Annotated in this window: 16 protein-coding genes; 12 read left to right on the top strand and 4 right to left on the bottom strand. The window is 71.6% G+C overall.

Annotation, left to right across the window (positions count from 1 at the left end; all coding sequences use genetic code 11):
* Positions 1-9: 9 nt before the first annotated feature.
* From lepA to ACGFNF_RS02695, 7 genes are all read left to right on the top strand, one after another.
* A complete protein-coding gene (lepA, locus tag ACGFNF_RS02725; RefSeq protein ID WP_357577605.1) occupies positions 10-1,887 on the top strand; it encodes a translation elongation factor 4 in 1,878 nt (625 codons plus the stop codon).
* A 333-nt stretch (positions 1,888-2,220) separates the two neighbouring features.
* Positions 2,221-2,508: a GlsB/YeaQ/YmgE family stress response membrane protein gene (locus ACGFNF_RS02720; protein WP_121400214.1), complete on the top strand. Its 288-nt coding sequence runs from the start codon at positions 2,221-2,223 to the stop codon at positions 2,506-2,508.
* Positions 2,509-2,776: 268 nt separating this feature from the next.
* Positions 2,777-3,064: a GlsB/YeaQ/YmgE family stress response membrane protein gene (locus ACGFNF_RS02715; RefSeq protein ID WP_132240420.1), complete on the top strand. Its 288-nt coding sequence runs from the start codon at positions 2,777-2,779 to the stop codon at positions 3,062-3,064.
* A gap of 228 nt (positions 3,065-3,292) precedes the next feature.
* Positions 3,293-4,582, top strand: coding sequence for a sugar ABC transporter substrate-binding protein (locus tag ACGFNF_RS02710; RefSeq protein ID WP_151452807.1), 1,290 nt, complete (start codon positions 3,293-3,295; stop codon positions 4,580-4,582).
* Complete coding sequence (locus ACGFNF_RS02705; RefSeq protein WP_393165266.1) at positions 4,579-5,565, top strand: carbohydrate ABC transporter permease; 987 nt, start codon at positions 4,579-4,581, stop codon at positions 5,563-5,565. The genes ACGFNF_RS02710 and ACGFNF_RS02705 overlap by 4 nt, the downstream gene beginning before the upstream one ends.
* Positions 5,562-6,419 carry a carbohydrate ABC transporter permease gene (locus ACGFNF_RS02700; protein ID WP_311413787.1) on the top strand — a complete coding sequence of 286 codons (858 nt, stop codon included), beginning with the start codon at positions 5,562-5,564 and terminating at the stop codon, positions 6,417-6,419. The genes ACGFNF_RS02705 and ACGFNF_RS02700 overlap by 4 nt, the downstream gene beginning before the upstream one ends.
* Before the next feature lie 48 nt (positions 6,420-6,467).
* Positions 6,468-7,109, top strand: a complete 642-nt coding sequence (locus ACGFNF_RS02695; protein WP_393165264.1) for an MOSC domain-containing protein — start codon at positions 6,468-6,470, stop codon at positions 7,107-7,109.
* Between the two features lie 86 nt (positions 7,110-7,195).
* On the opposite strand, the gene ACGFNF_RS02690 is transcribed toward ACGFNF_RS02695, so the two are convergent.
* The 3 genes from ACGFNF_RS02690 to ACGFNF_RS02680 all read right to left on the bottom strand — a co-directional run bounded on the left by ACGFNF_RS02690 (position 7,196) and on the right by ACGFNF_RS02680 (position 10,163).
* Positions 7,196-8,098, bottom strand: a complete 903-nt coding sequence (locus tag ACGFNF_RS02690) for a phytanoyl-CoA dioxygenase family protein (RefSeq protein ID WP_357577604.1) — start codon at positions 8,096-8,098, stop codon at positions 7,196-7,198.
* Between the two features lie 221 nt (positions 8,099-8,319).
* Entirely contained in the window at positions 8,320-9,180 is an 861-nt protein-coding gene (locus tag ACGFNF_RS02685; protein WP_393165262.1) for a hypothetical protein, read from the bottom strand.
* Between the two features lie 179 nt (positions 9,181-9,359).
* A complete protein-coding gene (locus tag ACGFNF_RS02680; protein ID WP_393165260.1) occupies positions 9,360-10,163 on the bottom strand; it encodes an enoyl-CoA hydratase-related protein in 804 nt (267 codons plus the stop codon).
* A 20-nt stretch (positions 10,164-10,183) separates the two neighbouring features.
* Here ACGFNF_RS02680 and hemW point away from each other — a divergent pair, with 20 nt between their 5' ends.
* Entirely contained in the window at positions 10,184-11,407 is a 1,224-nt protein-coding gene (hemW, locus tag ACGFNF_RS02675; protein WP_393165258.1) for a radical SAM family heme chaperone HemW, read from the top strand.
* A 40-nt stretch (positions 11,408-11,447) separates the two neighbouring features.
* Here the strand turns inward: hemW and ACGFNF_RS02670 are convergent, their stop codons facing one another.
* Positions 11,448-12,146, bottom strand: a complete 699-nt coding sequence (locus ACGFNF_RS02670) for a DUF4870 domain-containing protein (RefSeq protein ID WP_357577600.1) — start codon at positions 12,144-12,146, stop codon at positions 11,448-11,450.
* A gap of 244 nt (positions 12,147-12,390) precedes the next feature.
* On the opposite strand from ACGFNF_RS02670, the gene hrcA reads away from it, so the two are divergent.
* From hrcA to ACGFNF_RS02650, 4 genes are all read left to right on the top strand, one after another.
* Complete coding sequence (hrcA, locus tag ACGFNF_RS02665) at positions 12,391-13,413, top strand: heat-inducible transcriptional repressor HrcA (protein ID WP_151452815.1); 1,023 nt, start codon at positions 12,391-12,393, stop codon at positions 13,411-13,413.
* A 73-nt stretch (positions 13,414-13,486) separates the two neighbouring features.
* On the top strand, positions 13,487-14,632 hold the full coding sequence (gene dnaJ, locus ACGFNF_RS02660) for a molecular chaperone DnaJ (protein ID WP_192581261.1): 1,146 nt from the start codon (positions 13,487-13,489) through the stop codon (positions 14,630-14,632).
* A 47-nt stretch (positions 14,633-14,679) separates the two neighbouring features.
* Entirely contained in the window at positions 14,680-15,414 is a 735-nt protein-coding gene (locus tag ACGFNF_RS02655) for a 16S rRNA (uracil(1498)-N(3))-methyltransferase (RefSeq protein ID WP_393165256.1), read from the top strand.
* A 280-nt stretch (positions 15,415-15,694) separates the two neighbouring features.
* Complete coding sequence (locus ACGFNF_RS02650; RefSeq protein WP_393165254.1) at positions 15,695-16,084, top strand: GntR family transcriptional regulator; 390 nt, start codon at positions 15,695-15,697, stop codon at positions 16,082-16,084.
* The last annotated feature ends 12 nt before the right edge of the window (positions 16,085-16,096 follow it).

The raw sequence follows: 16,096 nt of genomic DNA, 5'->3' as shown, positions 1-16,096 counted from the left end.
CGGACCGCTGTGCCACCGACGCTCGATTCCGGCGCGAACGCTCCTGGTGCCACCGACCCGGCGCGCATCCGGAACTTCTGCATCATCGCCCACATCGACCACGGGAAGTCGACCCTGGCCGACCGGATGTTGCAGCTCACCGGCGTGGTCGACCCCCGGCAGATGCGTGCGCAGTACCTCGACCGGATGGACATCGAGCGCGAGCGCGGCATCACGATCAAGAGCCAGGCCGTCCGGATGCCCTGGACCATCCGGGAGGGCGACCGGACCGGCGAGACCGCCGTGCTCAACATGATCGACACCCCGGGCCACGTCGACTTCACCTACGAGGTGTCCCGGTCGCTGGCCGCCTGCGAGGGCGCGGTCCTGCTTGTCGACGCCGCGCAGGGCATCGAGGCGCAGACCCTGGCGAACCTCTACCTGGCGCTCGAGAACGACCTGCACGTCATCCCGGTGCTCAACAAGATCGACCTGCCGGCCGCCCAGCCGGAGAAGTACGCGGAGGAGTTGGCGCACCTCATCGGCGGCGACCCGGCGGACTGCATCAAGGTCTCCGGCAAGACCGGCGAGGGCGTGCCGTACCTGCTCGACGAGATCGTCCGGCAGTTCAAGCCACCGGTCGGCGACGCGGAGGCGTCCGCCCGCGCCATGATCTTCGACTCGGTCTACGACGTCTACCGGGGCGTGGTCACCTACGTCCGGGTCATCGACGGGCGGATCAGCGCCCGCGACCGGATCAAGATGATGTCCACCGCCGCCGTGCACGAGCTGCTGGAGATCGGCGTCATCTCGCCCGAGATGGTGAAGGCCGACGCGCTCGGCGTCGGCGAGGTGGGTTACCTGATCACCGGCGTGAAGGACGTCCGCCAGTCCCGGGTGGGTGACACGATCACCATCAACTCGCGGCCGGCGAAGGAGGCCCTCGGCGGCTACAAGGACCCGAAGCCGATGGTCTACTCGGGCCTCTACCCGATCGACGGCTCCGACTACCCCAACCTGCGCGAGGCGCTGGACAAGCTCAAGCTCAACGACGCCGCGCTCGACTACGAGCCGGAGACGTCGGGCGCGCTCGGCTTCGGCTTCCGGTGCGGCTTCCTCGGCCTGCTGCACCTGGAGATCATCCGGGAGCGGCTGGAGCGCGAGTACAACCTCGACCTCATCTCCACCGCGCCGAACGTGGTCTACCGGGCCATCACGGAGGACGGCGAGGAGATCGTCGTGACGAACCCGAGCGAGTACCCCACGGGCAAGATCGCCGAGGTGTACGAGCCGGTCGTGCGCGCCACGGTGCTCACCCCGAACGACTACGTCGGCGCGGTGATGGAGCTCTGCCAGGGCCGCCGGGGCAGCCTGCTCGGCATGGACTACCTCTCCGCCGACCGGGTCGAACTCCGTTACACGCTGCCCCTCGCGGAGATCATCTTCGACTTCTTCGACCAGTTGAAGAGCCGCACCAAGGGCTACGCCTCGCTGGACTACGAGCCCTCCACCGAGCAGGCGTCCGACCTGGTGAAGGTCGACATCCTGCTGCACGGTGAGCCGGTGGACGCGTTCAGCGCGATCGTGCACAAGGACAAGGCGTACAACTACGGCGTCACGATCGCGGCCAAGCTGCGCAACCTGATCCCGCGCCAGCAGTTCGAGGTGCCGATCCAGGCGGCGATCGGCAGCCGGGTGATCGCCCGGGAGACCATCCGGGCGATCCGCAAGGACGTGCTCGCCAAGTGCTACGGCGGTGACATCAGCCGCAAGCGCAAGCTGCTGGAGAAGCAGAAGGAGGGCAAGAAGCGGATGAAGATGGTGGGCCGGGTGGAGGTCCCCCAGGAGGCCTTCATCGCCGCGCTCTCCTCCGACTCCGGCGACGGGAAGGCCCCCGGCAAGAAGTGACCCGCCGCCGGTGCGTCCGGCGGATGACGACGTACGACGGCCGGCGCCCCGGCCGGGCTGCGGACCCTCGGTGGTCCCGCCCGCCCCGGGGCGCCGGCCGTTCGCGTCGGAGGAATTTTTCGGCCCCGTGGCCCCGCGCTCCGCTCGCCGGGCAGAAGGGCGCCACCTGCGCGAATGATCGCGCGGGTGTGGTCGCCGCCTGTGCGCCATTGATGTACGACGTCGTCTTCGTCGGTCGAACCGGTTTGGGTTTTCTGCGGGTCGGGAACTTAGCGGTCACGACAGGAACACCACAGACAGTGGAACTGATTCTTTTTGAAGGAGGAGGGCGACGTGGAGCTCACCGTTTGGGGCATCGTCACTGCGCTCATCGTTGGTCTTATCATCGGCGCTCTGGGTCGCCTGCTCGTGCCGGGCCGCCAGAACATGCCGATGTGGCTGCACATGCTGATCGGTGTCGGCGCCGCGCTGCTGGGCACCGTGCTGGCCCGGGCGATGGGTATCGCCACGGAGACCGCCGGTATCGACTGGGGCGAGCTGCTGGTCCAGGTGGTGCTGGCTGCGATCGCCGTGGCGCTGGTCGCCGGTGTGGGTCGTCGCCGCAGCGTCACCCACCGGTAATCCCCGTACCGCTCGACGGGCGTCCGACCGCACAGGTCGGGCGCCCGTTTCGCGTACGCCCCGGGGCCCTTCGCGGGCAGTCCGGGGCGTCTGTCCGCCCGGTCCCGGCGGACCCGGCGGCGCTGCGGCGGTGCCGGAAGTCCGGTCTGGAGCGTGCCGAACCGGTGCCCCAGAAAAGCGGTTTGGAATTTCGGCGGGTCGGGAACTTAGCGGTCACGACAGGAACACCACAGATCGTGGAACTGACTTTCTCAAGGAGGAGGGCGACATGGAGCTCACCGTTTGGGGCATCGTCACTGCGCTCATCGTCGGTCTCATTGTCGGCGCTCTGGGTCGCCTGCTCGTGCCGGGCCGCCAGAACATGCCGATGTGGCTGCACATGCTGATCGGTGTCGGCGCCGCGCTGCTGGGCACCGTGCTGGCCCGGGCGATGGGTATCGCCACGGAGACCGCCGGTATCGACTGGGGCGAGCTGCTGGTCCAGGTGGTGCTGGCTGCGATCGCCGTGGCGCTGGTCGCCGGTGTGGGTCGTCGCCGCAGCGTCACCCACCGGTAATCCCCGTACCGCTCGACGGGCGTCCGACCGCACAGGTCGGGCGCCCGTTTCGCGTACGCCCCGATCGTCTGGGTGCGCCCGGTTTCGCCCCCGCGCCCGGCCGCGCGTGATCGACCCGCTGCGGTACCGTCGCCTCTCTTTCGCCAACCGCCCACTGTCGTAAAGGAATTTTTCCTACTAAGGTGCGGCGGAGAAGGTTAGTGCCAAGCGGCGCGAGGGAGATGTGGCGTGAACAGGTGGAAGCGGCTGGCTCCGGTCACCGCCGTCGTGGCCTCGGCCGCGATGGTCCTGGCCGGTTGCGGTGGCTCGGATGACGACAAGGCCGCCGACAACAGCAAGCTGACGGTCTGGATGATGGGCGAGGGCAGCGAGGCGCAGACCAAGTTCCTCGACGGCGTCGAGACCGAGTTCCGGCAGAAGCACCCGGACACGGACGTGGTGGTCCAGTACATCCCCTGGCTCGAGGCGCCGAAGAAGTTCCAGGCCGCGCTCGCCGGTGGCGAGGGGCCGGACATCACCGAGCTGGGCAACACCGAGACCCAGGGCTGGGCGGCGCAGGAGGCGCTGGCCGACGTGACCGACCGGATGAACGGCTGGACCGAGGGCAAGGACCTCCTCCCCGACCTGGTCAAGAACGCCCAGCTCGACGGCAAGCAGTACGGCGTTCCGTGGTACGCCGGCGTCCGTGGGATGTACTACCGCGCCGACTGGTTCGCCGAGGCGGGCGTGAAGCCGCCGACCAACTGGGACGAGCTGGTCGCCGCCGCCAAGACCGTGCAGGCCAAGAAGCCGGGCACCTACGGCATCGCGCTGCCGGGCAACTCCGAACTGCCCTTCTACTCGTTCCTGTGGGGCGCCGGCGCGGAGATCGCCACGCAGCAGGGCGACTCCTGGAAGTCGGGCTACAACACGCCCGAGGCGCAGAAGGCCGTCAAGTTCTGGACCGACCTGGTGACCGTGCACAAGGTGGCCCCGCCGGCCGCCGCGGGCTGGAACGAGATCGACGCCCGGACCCAGTTCGCCACCGGCAAGGCGGCGATGGCCTTCGGCGGCAGCTGGCAGCAGGGCGCCATCAAGAAGGACAACCCGGAGATCGAGAAGGTCTGGGGTACGTTCCCGATTCCCGGCCCCGACGGCAAGGCGGCACCCGGCTTCGCCGGCGGCTCCGACGTCGCGATCTGGAAGGACAGCGAGCGGCAGGACCTCGCCTGGGACTACCTGACCGTGCTGGTGAACAAGAAGAACGACCAGGCCTTCGCCGACAGCCTCGGCTTCTTCCCGGTCTACAAGGACCTGGTCGGCGGCGACAAGTACGCCAACGACAAGATCATGTCGGCGTTCGCCACCACGATGCAGAACACCAAGCTCACGCCGCTCACCCCGAAGTGGGTGGAGGTCAGCCGGACCAAGACGGTGACCCAGGCGATGAACAGCTCGGTCATGAAGGGTCAGAAGACGGTCGAGAAGGCTACCGCCGACGCGGCCGCGGAGATGGAAAGCATCCTCAACGCCAAGTGACCACGCTGACCGAGGCGCCGGAGACGGCCGCCGCGCGGGAGACCCCCGCGCGGCGGCGTCGCCGGGTGGACCGCCTGCCCTACCTGCTGCTCCTGCCCTGCCTGGTGATCATCGGCGTGCTGCTGCTCTGGCCGCTCGGCCAGGTGGTGGTGATGTCCTTCCACCAGCTCAACAACGTCCGACAGTTGCGCGGCGACCGTGAGTGGCCGTGGGTGGGCTTCGGCAACTACGCCGAGATCCTCAGCGATCCGTTCTTCCTGACGGTGCTGCGCAACACCGTGCTCTTCGCGGTGGCCAACGTCGTGCTCACGATGGTCCTGGGCACCCTGGTCGGGCTGCTGCTCAACCGGCTCGGCAAGAAGATGGCCGCCTTCGTGGCCAGCTGCGTGATGCTCGCCTGGGCCACCCCCGCGCTGACCGGCACGATCGTCTGGAAATGGATCTTCGACGACACCAGCGGCCTGGTCACCTGGTTGTTCAACGCGCTGCCCGACGGGCTGTCGCAGGGCCTCTTCGGGCGCAGCGACTGGACGGGCTACGGCTGGTTCAACTCGCCGCTGCTGTTCTTCTCGATCCTGACGCTGGTGGTGGTCTGGCACTCGTTCCCGTTCATCGCGGTCAGCGTGCTCGCCGGCTTGAAGAGCGTGCCGAGCGAGCTGCACGAGGCGGCCCGGGTCGACGGGGCCGGACCGTGGAAGGTGTTCTGGAAGATCACCTTCCCGCTGCTGCGGCCGGTCTTCGGGATCCTGATCGTGCTCTCCACGATCTGGGACTTCAAGGTCTTCACCCAGCAGTTCGTGCTGGCCGGCGGCACGCAGGACCGGCCGACGTTCATGCTCTCCATCTACTCGTACGCGGAGGCGTTCTCACCCCCGCCGAAGTACGGTCTCGGCGCCGCGATCGCGGTGATCCTCACCCTGATCCTGCTGGTGGTGACCGGCCTCTACGTCCGCATGGTGCTCAAGCAGGAGGAGGACGCGTGACGCGACGCGGAGGCGGCGGGGGCGCGAAGCGACTCGCGCTCAACGGCGCGGGGCTGCTGGTGGCGCTCTTCGCCGCGTTCCCGGTCTACTGGATGATCGCGACCTCGCTGAAGCCGAGTTCGGAGATCTTCTCGTCCACCCCCCGGCCGGTGCCCACCGAGCCGACCCTGGAGCACTACCGGCAGATCCTCACCGGGAACCTGATCCCGGGCGTCACCTTCGGCGACTTCTTCCTCAACAGCGCGCTTGTCGCGGTCTGCACCGTGGTGCTCAGCGGGCTGGTGGCGCTGCTGGCCGCCACCGCCGTGGCCCGGTTCCGGTTCAAGCTGCGGACGACCTTCCTGATCATGCTGCTGATAGTGCAGATGATCCCGCTGGAGGCGCTGGTCATCCCGCTGTTCCTGATGATCCAGCGGCTCGGGCTCTACAACACCCTGCCGAGCCTGATCCTCACCTACCTCGGCTTCTCGCTGCCGTTCGCGGTGTGGATGCTGCGCGGCTTCGTCGCCGCGGTGCCCAAGGAACTGGAGGAGGCCGCCGCCATCGACGGGGCCAGCCGGGCGCAGATCTTCCGCAAGGTCCTCTTCCCGCTGGTGGCGCCCGGGCTGGTGGCCACGAGCATCTTCTCGTTCATCACCGCCTGGAACGAGCTGATCTTCGCGCTGACCTTCATCAACGACCAGGAGAGCTACACCCTGCCGGTCGCGATGACGTTCTTCTTCGGTCGCGACGACACCGCCTGGGGCCCGGTGATGGCCGCGTCCACGCTGTTCACCCTGCCGGTGATCATCTTCTTCCTGCTGGTGCAGCGGCGGATGGTCTCCGGGCTGGTGGCCGGCGCCGTCAAGGGCTGACCCTTACACGCGTCGGGGCGGTCTGCGGGGCGGGCTAGGCTGGCCGCCATGACGGGCAGGCTGGCTTCGGTGAACCTCGGCGGCGTGACCGAGGCGGAATGGGCGGGCGACGCGAGCGGTCGCAGCGGCATCGACAAGCGGCCGGTCGGCGGCCCGGTGCTGCTGCGCGTGGACGGGGTGGCCGGCGACTTCATCGGCGAACGCGCCCACCACGGCGGTCCGGAGCAGGCGGTCTACGCGTACGCCGAGGAGGACGCGTCCTGGTGGGCGGGGGAGCTGGGCCGCAGCATCCGCCCCGGCGGCTTCGGGGAGAACCTGACCACGTACGCGGTGGACGTGACGGGCGCCGTCATCGGCGAGCAGTGGGCGGTCGGGTCGGCGCTGCTCCAGGTGACCAAGCCGCGCACGCCGTGCACCACCTTCGCCGGCTTCTGGGGCGTACCCGACCTGATCAAACGGTTCACGGTACGGGCGACGCCCGGGGCGTACCTGCGGGTGCTGCACGAGGGGGAGGTCGGCGCGGGGGGCCCGGTCGAGGTGGTGGACCGGCCCGCGCACGGGGTGACGATCGGCGAGGTGTTCCGGGCCCTGAGCCTGGAGCCTGAGCTGCTGCCCCGGCTGCTCGACGCGCCCGACCTGCCGGACGGGGTCCGGGAGAAGGTGCGCCGCCGGCTCGCCGGCCGGAGCTGACGGCGGGCGGGTGAACGGGAACGGGCCCCGTCCCGTGGGGGAGGGGGCCCGTCCGACGTCGGCTCGGCGCGCGCCGGGTGACCGGCTCAGCGCAGCCAGGGCACGTTGCGGTCGAGCAGGCCGCGCTGCTTGAGCTCCTTGCGCAGCGGGATCTCGTCGTCGATGTAGCCGTCCCAGTTGATGCCCCAGTAGTTGGCGGTGTGGGTGCCCTCACCGCAGAGCTGGCGCTGCACCGGCGTGCGGTTGGCCCACCACTCGCCGTCCTTGTCGATGTGCAGCTCGTCCAGCGGCCGGATCCACCGGTAGGTGTAGCCGACGAAGAGCATCTTGCGGGTGATGGTCGACAGGTTGGTGGACCGCGAGTGCCACTGGCGGCGGTCGAAGATGAAGGCGTCACCGGGGTTGGCGGTGATCTCCACCGTGCCCTCCGGGTCCGGGTTGTGCACGGAGGTGTCCGCCGGGCGGGGCAGCGAGTTCCACAGGTGGCTGCCCGGGATCACCTTGGTGGCGCCCCGGCCGTTCTCCGACAGGTCGGAGAGGACGTAGGCCACCTTCAGCGAGAACATCGGCCGGGGCAGGTTCGGGTCCATCGTCTCCGGGTCGGAGTTCTGCCGGTAGCCGTCCTGGTGCCACCCCCAGTAGGGCTTCTCCGGCTCCGCAGCCGGCGGGGTGACGTCCAGGTGGTTGTGGTGGGTGTAGATGTTCCAGCCGGCCAGGCCCCACATGTACGGGAAGGCGATCGGGTGGGTCAGCAGGTCGCCGAAGAGCTCGTCGCGCTCCAGGAAGCCCAGCAGGTGCAGGGTGCCGTCCTTGGTGGTGGTGCCCTTCGCCTTCTCCTCGGCGTAGACGCGGTCGACCGCCGCCTCCAGCGCCGCCCGGTGGTCCTCCGTCAGGACGTTGCGCAGCAGGAGGAAGCCCTGCTCGTGGAATTCCTTGCGGTCGGTGTCACTGATCGGTTCGTAACCGGTCCGGTCGCCGTAGTCGAACACTTCGACGTACCCCTCCCCATGAGGCGAAACCATTGCTGGCACAGGCCGCCGATCGTAACCCGCTGGTTCCGAGGCGGGGTACTGCCCAGCACGATATGCGACCGTTGTCCGGACTGTGGGGAGCGGCGCGGTGACGAAAAGTCACAGTCGGGTGGCGAGACGGGACTTATCACCGGTAATGCCGGTTTGCGCGGTGACTGCCGGTAAGGAGATCGGGGCCACTACGCCTCGGCGAAGACCTCCGCGACGACCCGCCCGGTGGCCGGCGTGTCGTCGGTCCGGTTCCAGGTGCCGTCGCGGGCCGTCCACTCCAGGTCGCCGAAGCGCACCCGCTTCACGCCGTGGTCCTGAGCGTGCGAGACCAGCCAGTGCGCGTACCGCCAGCCCCGCAGCTCGTCGGCGGCCGGGACCGTCAGGCCCGTCAGGTCCGCCGCGGTGGTCGCGCCGGCCAGGCCCCAGTCCAACGACAGGCCGCGGGTCAGCGCGGTCGCCGCGGCCTCGCCGCGCATCGCCGGGTCGCGGCCCACCGTGCAGGCGACCGCGCCGGTGGCGTGCCCGAGCAGGGCCCGCGTCAGCACCTCGGACTCGTCGGCCCACTTCTCGTACGCCTCCGGGAAGGCCGAGCGCTGCACCTTCTGCGCCGCGTCGGTGACCCGCATCTGCTCCCAGCCGCGCACCTTCTTCAGCCCGGCGTAGAACTTCCTGGCCGCGTAGCGGGGGTCACGGATCTGCTCCGGGGTGCCCCACCCCTGGCTGGGGCGCTGCTGGAACAGCCCGACCGAGTCGCGGTCGCCGCCAGCGAGGTTGCGCAGGCCGGACTCCTGGTAGGCGGTGGCCAGCGCCACGACGACGGCCCGCTCGGGCATCTTCCGCTGGATGCCGATGGCCGCGATCGTCGCCGCGTTGGCCATCTGGTCGGGGTCCAGCGCCACCCGGCCGTCCGCCTGCACCGTGCAGGTCCGGCTGGCCAGGGGGAGGCGCAGCTGCCCGCCCATCTGCCGGATGACGATCCAGATCCCGACCGCGGCGAGGACGACGAGGACGACACCGCCCGCCACGACTGCCCGAGTACGCACCCACACCCCCTGATCGACAGTCCGACAAGCGTACGTCCCTCGTGGTGCCTTCCGGGTCGTCCGACCGGTTCTCCACGAGCGCCGGGCGTGGCCCCGGCCCGCCGGGCGGACGCCCCGGCGGGCCGCCGGGACGCAACCCGCAGTCCCCGCTCACCGCGCGGCCACACCCCCGCCGCAGCCCGGTGTCACCGCTCGGCGCCCGCGTCGCCGTCGGCGGGCACCCAGCGCGCCGGCCGCTTCTCCCGGAACGCCAGGACGCCCTCGCGTCCCTCCTCCGACAGGAAGTACCCGGTCGAGAGGGTGGACAGGTCGGCGATCTCCGCCCGCAGGTCCGCGGCGGGCGGCCGGCGCAGCAACTGCTTCGCCCCGGCCAGCGCGCCCGGTGCCCCCCGCACCAGAGAGTCGCAGTACCCCGCAACCGCCGCGTCCAGTCCGTCCGCCGGCACGGCGGCGGTGACCAGGCCGATCTCGGCCGCCCGCCGGCCGTCGAAGGTGTCGCCGGTCAGGTAGAGCTCGGCAGCCGCGCGGGGGTGCAGGCGGGGCAGCACGGTCGCGGAGATGACCGCCGGCACCACGCCGATCCGTACCTCGGTGAAGGCGAACGTCGCCTCCCGCGCGCACACCGCCAGGTCGGCCGCCGCGATGAGACCGAGGCCGCCCGCCCGGGCCGGGCCGGCCACCTTCGCCACCACCGGCTTCGGGCACTCCCAGACCGCCGCGAGCACGTCGCCGAGCATCCCGGCCGGCACGGTCCCGCTGGCGTACGCGGCGGCCGTCTCCTTCAGGTCCGCGCCGGAGCAGAAGACCGGGCCCGCGTGGTCGAGCACGATCACGCGTACGGCGTCGTCGGCGACCGCCTCGGCGAGGCCGGCCAGCAGCTGGGTCATCAGCGGCGTGGAGAGCGCGTTGCGGTTGTGCGGGCTGTCCAGGGTGAGCGTGGTCACCCCACGGGCCGTGGCGACCCGTACGAGCGCGTCGGGAGAGGTCATGGAAGGGCACACTAGTGGCCATGCCCGGCGTCCTTCCAGAAGGCGAAACCGTCCCCGTCGACGGCTCGCTGCCCGCCACCGCCACCCGAGCCGTCGGCGCGCGCGGCTTCGGCGTGTACGTGCACGTGCCGTTCTGCGCCAGCCGCTGCGGCTACTGCGACTTCAACACGTACACGGCCGCCGAGCTGGGCGGCGGGGCTAGCCGGGAGGGGTACGCCGACACCGTGCTGGCCGAGCTGGCGCTCGCCCGCCGGGTGCTTGGCGACGCACCGCCGCCCCGGGTCGACACGGTCTTCGTCGGCGGCGGCACCCCGACCCTGCTCCCCGCCGACGACCTGGCCCGGATCCTCGACGGCATCGACCGCACCTGGGGGCTCGCGCCCGGCGCCGAGGTGACCACCGAGGCCAATCCGGAGTCGGTCACGCCCGAGTCGCTGAAGGCGCTGCGGGCCGCCGGCTACACCCGGATCTCGCTGGGCATGCAGTCCGCCGCGCCGGGGGTGCTGGCGATCCTCGACCGCACGCACAGCGCCGGCCGGGCCGTCGCCGCCGCCCGCGAGGCCCGCGACGCCGGGTTCGACCACGTCAACCTGGACCTGATCTACGGCACGCCGGGGGAGACCGAGGCGGACTTCGCCGCCTCCCTCGACCAGGTCGTCGCCGCCGGGGTGGACCACGTCAGCGCGTACGCCCTGATCGTGGAGGACGGCACGCGGCTGGCCGCCCGGATGCGGCGCGGCGAGCTGCCGTACCCCTCCGACGACGTCGCCGCGGACCGCTACCTCGCCGCGGACGCCGCCCTCGGCGCGGCCGGCCTCTCCTGGTACGAGGTGTCCAACTGGGCCCGCGACGAGGCGGCCCGGTGCCGGCACAACCTGCTCTACTGGACCGGCGCCGACTGGTGGGGCCTCGGCCCGGGGGCGCACAGCCACGTCGGCGGCGTGCGCTGGTGGAACGTCAAGCACCCCACGACGTACGCGAAGCGGCTGGCGGCGGGCGGCTCGCCCGGCCTGGCCCGCGAGGTGCTCACGGCCGACGAGGCGCACATGGAGGACGTCATGCTCCGGCTGCGCCTCGCCTCCGGGCTGCCCCTGGACGCCCTCGACGACGCCGGTCGGGCCGGCGCCGCGCGGGCCCTCGCCGACGGGCTGCTGGCCGCCGACGAGCACGCGGCCGGCCGGGCCGTGCTGACCCTGCGGGGCCGGCTGCTCGCCGACGCGGTCGTCCGCGACCTGCTGCCCTGAACCGCGTGCCGGGGCCGGCCGGGGGAGCGGCCGACCCGGGTCACTTGGTGAAGGTGTAGGTCAACGGGTAGCGGTAGAGCACGCCTTCGTTGGCCTTGAGCCCGCCGATGATGCCGAAGATCAGCGGCACCAGCCAGACGAGCATGGGAACGAAGAACAGCACCCCGCAGGTGATCAGCGTGACCACCCAGCTCAGCACCCCGACGATCGTCCAGGTGAGCTGGAAGTTCAGCGCCGCGGCGGCGTGCGCCCGGGCGGTCGGCGACTGCTGCCCCCGGACCATCAGCGCGATGAGCGGCGCCAGCCAGCCGAGCATGCCGCCGCCGACGATCACGCCGGCCGCGCCGCCGAAGTGGGCGATCAGGGCCCAGTTCTTGTCCTCGTTGCTGGCGTAGCCGCCCGTCGGCGGTCCGTAGCCGCCACCGGCCGGATAGCCGGCCCCCGGCGCTCCGTAGCCGCCGGGCGCTCCGTAGCCGCCGGGCGGTCCGTAGTCGCCGGGCGGGGGATAGCCACCAGGCGGTGGGTAGTCGCCGGGCGGCGGGTAGCCGCCCGACGGCGGCTGGTCACCGGTGGGCGGCGGATAGCCACCGGGTGGAGGATGGCTGCCCGGGCCCGGTGCCCCGGACAGTGGTGCGGTGGGGTCGCCGTAGCCGGCGGGGCCGGGAACCCCCGACGGGGCGGTCGGGTCCGGCGGGAAGCCGGGGTCCCCCGCTCCGGGAGGGCGAGGTGGTTCAGTCATGAAGGTCACGGTAGGGGCAGCCGGCAAGGCGGCACCAGCGCGACACCGGCCGGGACGCCCGGAACACCGGCCCCACGGGGGCGTCGGGCGGGCCCGCGCGGTCGCCGATCGGACTGATCACCCCAGGTCGATCATCGCGCGGGCGGCCCCGCCGACGTAGACTGGCACTCGCTACAGTCGAGTGCCAGCAGCCCACCCCGGCCCCCCGCGTGCCGGGGCCGACGTGCGACAGGAGGTGGGGAGGATGGGTCTCGACGACCGCAAGCTCGCCGTGCTGCGCGCGATCGTCGAGGACTACGTCGCCACGCAGGAGCCCGTCGGCAGCAAGGCGCTTGTCGAGCGGCACCAGCTGGGGGTCTCACCGGCGACCGTCCGCAACGACATGGCCGTGCTGGAGGAGGAGGGCTACATCCGCCAGCCGCACACCAGCGCCGGCCGGGTGCCCACCGACCGGGGCTACCGGCTCTTCGTGGACCGGCTGTCCCGGGTGAAGCCGCTCAGCCCGGCCGAGCGCCGGGCGATCGAGCGTTTCCTGGTCGGCGCCGTCGACCTCGACGACGTGGTGCACCGCACCGTCCGGCTGCTGGCGCAACTCACCCGGCAGGTCGCCGTCGTGCAGTACCCGAGCCTGGCCCGTTCCTCGGTGCGTCATCTGGAGCTGGTGCCGATCTCCACCACCCGGCTGATGCTGGTCATGATCGCCGACACCGGCCGGGTCGAGCAGCGGCTGGTCGAGCTGCCCGCGCCGATCCCCGCCGACGACGTCACGGACCTGCGCCGGCTGGTCAACGAGAAGCTGGTCGGCACCCGGCTGTCGGAGACGCCGCCGCTGGTGCAGGCGCTCGTCGAGGAGTCGGTGCCGCACCTGCGCCCGGCCATGACCACCCTCTCCACCGTGCTGCTGGAGACGCTGATCGAGCGGCACGAGGAGCGGATCGCGCTGGCCGGGACGGCCAACCTCACCCGCGGCGGCCTGCTCGACTTCCAGGGCTCCCTGCGCCCCATCCTGGAGGCGCTGGAGGAGGAGGTCGTCATGCTCAAGCTCATCGGCGAGGCGGAGCCGAGCACGACGCGGGTGCTGATCGGCGACGAGAACGAGATCGACAACCTGCGCGCCGCCTCGGTGGTCAGCACCGGCTACGGGCCGGGCGCGACCAGCGTCGGCGGCCTCGGCGTGCTGGGGCCGACCCGGATGGACTACCCCGGCACCATCGCCACGGTGCGGGCCGTGGCACGCTACGTGGGCGAGCTGCTGGCCCAGAACTGACCAGTCAGGGCCGACGGCCGGCTCCAGCCGCCGACCGGCGCAACGCGAGACGAACATGAGGACACGGAACGCAGTGGCCAGGGACTACTACGGCATTCTCGGCGTGAGCCGGGAAGCCTCCGACGACGAGATCAAGCGCGCCTACCGCAAGCTGGCGCGGCAGTTCCACCCGGACGTGAATCCGGATCCGGAGGCCCAGGAGAAGTTCAAGGACATCAACGCCGCGTACGAGGTCCTCTCGGACGACCGGAAACGGCAGATCGTCGACCTGGGCGGTGACCCGCTCGCCCCCGGGGGCGGGGGCGCGGGTGGCCCGGGCGGCCCCGGCGGCGCCGGGCCGTTCGTCGGCTTCCAGGACATCATGGACGCGTTCTTCGGCGGCGCGGCCGGCGGTTCGCGGGGTCCGCGACCGCGTACCCGGCCCGGCGCCGACGCGATCCTGCGGCTGGAGCTGGACCTGCACGAGACCGCGTTCGGCGTCGAGGCGCCGATCACCGTCGACACCGCCGTGCTCTGCACCACCTGCTCCGGCGCCGGCACGGCGGCCGGCACCCACCTGGCCACCTGTGAGGCGTGCGCCGGCCGGGGCGAGGTGCAGTCCGTGCAGCGCACCTTCCTCGGCCAGGTGGTCTCCGCCCGGCCGTGCACGGTCTGCCAGGGCTACGGCACCACCATCCCGCACCCGTGCCCGACCTGCGCCGGCGACGGCCGCGTCCGCACCCGCCGTTCGCTGACCGTCAAGATCCCGGCCGGCGTCGAGGACGGCATGCGCATCCGCCTCGCCCAGCAGGGTGAGGTCGGCCCGGGCGGCGGCACGGCCGGCGACCTCTACGTGGAGATCCACGAGCGGCCCCACGACGTCTACTCCCGCAAGGGCGACGACCTGCACTGCCGGGTCACGGTGCCGATGACCGCGGCGGCCCTCGGCACCCGGCTGACCATCAAGACGCTGGACAGCGAGGAGACGGTCGACGTCAAGGCCGGCACCCAGCCGGGCAGCACGCTGCGGCTGCGCGCCCGGGGCGTGCCGCACCTGCGTGGCACCGGCCGGGGTGACCTCTACGTCCACCTCGACGTGCGCACCCCCACCAAGCTCGACGCCGACCAGGAGAAGATGCTGCGCGACTTCGCCAAGACTCGGGGCGAGGAGGTCGCCGAGCTCACCAAGCAGGGCGGCTTCTTCTCCCGGATGCGCGACGCCTTCAACGGCCACGCCTGAGCGGCCTGACCGCCCCGGCGTCCGCCGGGGCGGCTAGCCTGATCGTCGTGTCCGCGCCGCTGTTCCTGGTCGAGTCGCTGCCCACCGCCGACCAGCTCACCCTGGGCGGCCCCGAGGGGCACCACGCCGCCACGGTGCAACGACTGCGCGTCGGCGAGGAACTCCTGCTCGCCGACGGCCGGGGCGGCACCGCGTCCGCGGTGGTCACGACCGTCGGCCGGGGCAGCCTCGAACTCGACGTCATCTCCCGGGGGTACGTGGACGCGGCCGTTCCCCGGCTCGTCGTGGTGCAGGGCATCGCCAAGGGCGACCGGGGCGAGCTGGCCGTGCAGGCGATGACCGAGGTCGGGGTGGACGAGATCGTGCCCTGGGCGGCGTCCCGCTCGGTGGCGCAGTGGCGCGGCGACCGGGGCGCCCGGGCCCGGGAGAAGTGGGTGGCGACGGCCCGGGAGGCGGCGAAGCAGGCCCGCCGGTCGTGGCTGCCGGTGGTGGCCGGCGCCCCCGACGAGTCCACCGCGACGGTGGCCCGCCGGATCGCGGGCGCCGCCGCGACGTTCGTCCTGCACGAGGAGGCGCGGGAGCGGCTGACCGTCGTCGAGCTGCCCGCCGCCGGTGAGATCGTGCTGGTCGTCGGCCCGGAGGGCGGCATCGCCCCGGCCGAGCTGACCGCCTTCACCGAGGCCGGCGCCCGGCCGGTGCGGCTGGGGCCCTCGGTGCTGCGTACGTCGACCGCCGGGGTGGCTGCCCTCAGCGTCCTGGCCACCCGCCTCGGCCACTGGTGACCGCCGGCACGCCGTAGCCGCGTCGGGGCACCGGCCCCATCTTCTCTCGGACATGCGCTCATCCCCGTGCACCGGGCCGCACTCGGCGGCGACGTGAACGCCTCGAGGGCTCAGCGTCGCAGCACCGCCATCGCGCCAGAGCTGTCGCGCATCCCGGTGATCGGCGGAGGCGTCATGCCCGCGTGATCGCGGCGAGTCACTGCCGATCCGCCTGAGTGGCTTGACAGGGCCCTCCCGCGCCTTCACCCTTTCACTATTGAAATAGTGAAAGGGTGCGGAGTTGATCGAGTTCCACCTGGATCGTGGGTCCGGGGTCTCCACCTATCTGCAGCTCGTCCACCAGGTGAAACACGCGCTCCGGCTAGGGGTTCTTCAGCCCGGCGACAAGCTGCCCACCGCCAAGGAGGTGGTGGCGCGGTTGGCGATCAACCCCAACACGGTGCTCAAGGCATACCGGGAGCTCGAGCGGGAGGGCCTCGCCATCGGCCGCCCGGGGCAGGGCACGTTCGTCCGCCGGTCGCTGCGGACCGCCGACGCGGCCGAGCAGGCCCGACTCGCCGCCCAGCTGTCCGCCTGGGTAGGCCAGGCCCGCCGCGCCGGCCTGGACCAGGAGGACGTGGAGGCGCTGTTCGCGTCGGTGTTGATGGATTCGTTCCGGAGGTCGGCGTGAGGACGAGTGAGG

It is taken from the genome of Micromonospora sp. NPDC048868, from assembly GCF_043198195.1.
Classification (GTDB): domain Bacteria; phylum Actinomycetota; class Actinomycetes; order Mycobacteriales; family Micromonosporaceae; genus Micromonospora; species Micromonospora reichwaldensis.
The sequence above is the reverse complement of the archived record's forward strand: the minus strand, read 5'-3'. Positions and strand labels throughout refer to the sequence as shown.

What these genes read in the sequence shown, in the direction of transcription:
- ACGFNF_RS02715 (WP_132240420.1), top strand. Translation starts at nt 2,777, where the DNA reads ATGGAGCTCACCGTTTGGGGCATCGTCACTGCGCTCATCGTCGGTCTC.
- ACGFNF_RS02695 (WP_393165264.1), top strand. Translation starts at nt 6,468, where the DNA reads ATGACGGGCAGGCTGGCTTCGGTGAACCTCGGCGGCGTGACCGAGGCG.
- ACGFNF_RS02680 (WP_393165260.1), bottom strand. Translation starts at nt 10,163, where the DNA reads ATGACCTCTCCCGACGCGCTCGTACGGGTCGCCACGGCCCGTGGGGTG.
- hemW (WP_393165258.1), top strand. Translation starts at nt 10,184, where the DNA reads ATGCCCGGCGTCCTTCCAGAAGGCGAAACCGTCCCCGTCGACGGCTCG.
- ACGFNF_RS02670 (WP_357577600.1), bottom strand. Translation starts at nt 12,146, where the DNA reads ATGACTGAACCACCTCGCCCTCCCGGAGCGGGGGACCCCGGCTTCCCG.
- hrcA (WP_151452815.1), top strand. Translation starts at nt 12,391, where the DNA reads ATGGGTCTCGACGACCGCAAGCTCGCCGTGCTGCGCGCGATCGTCGAG.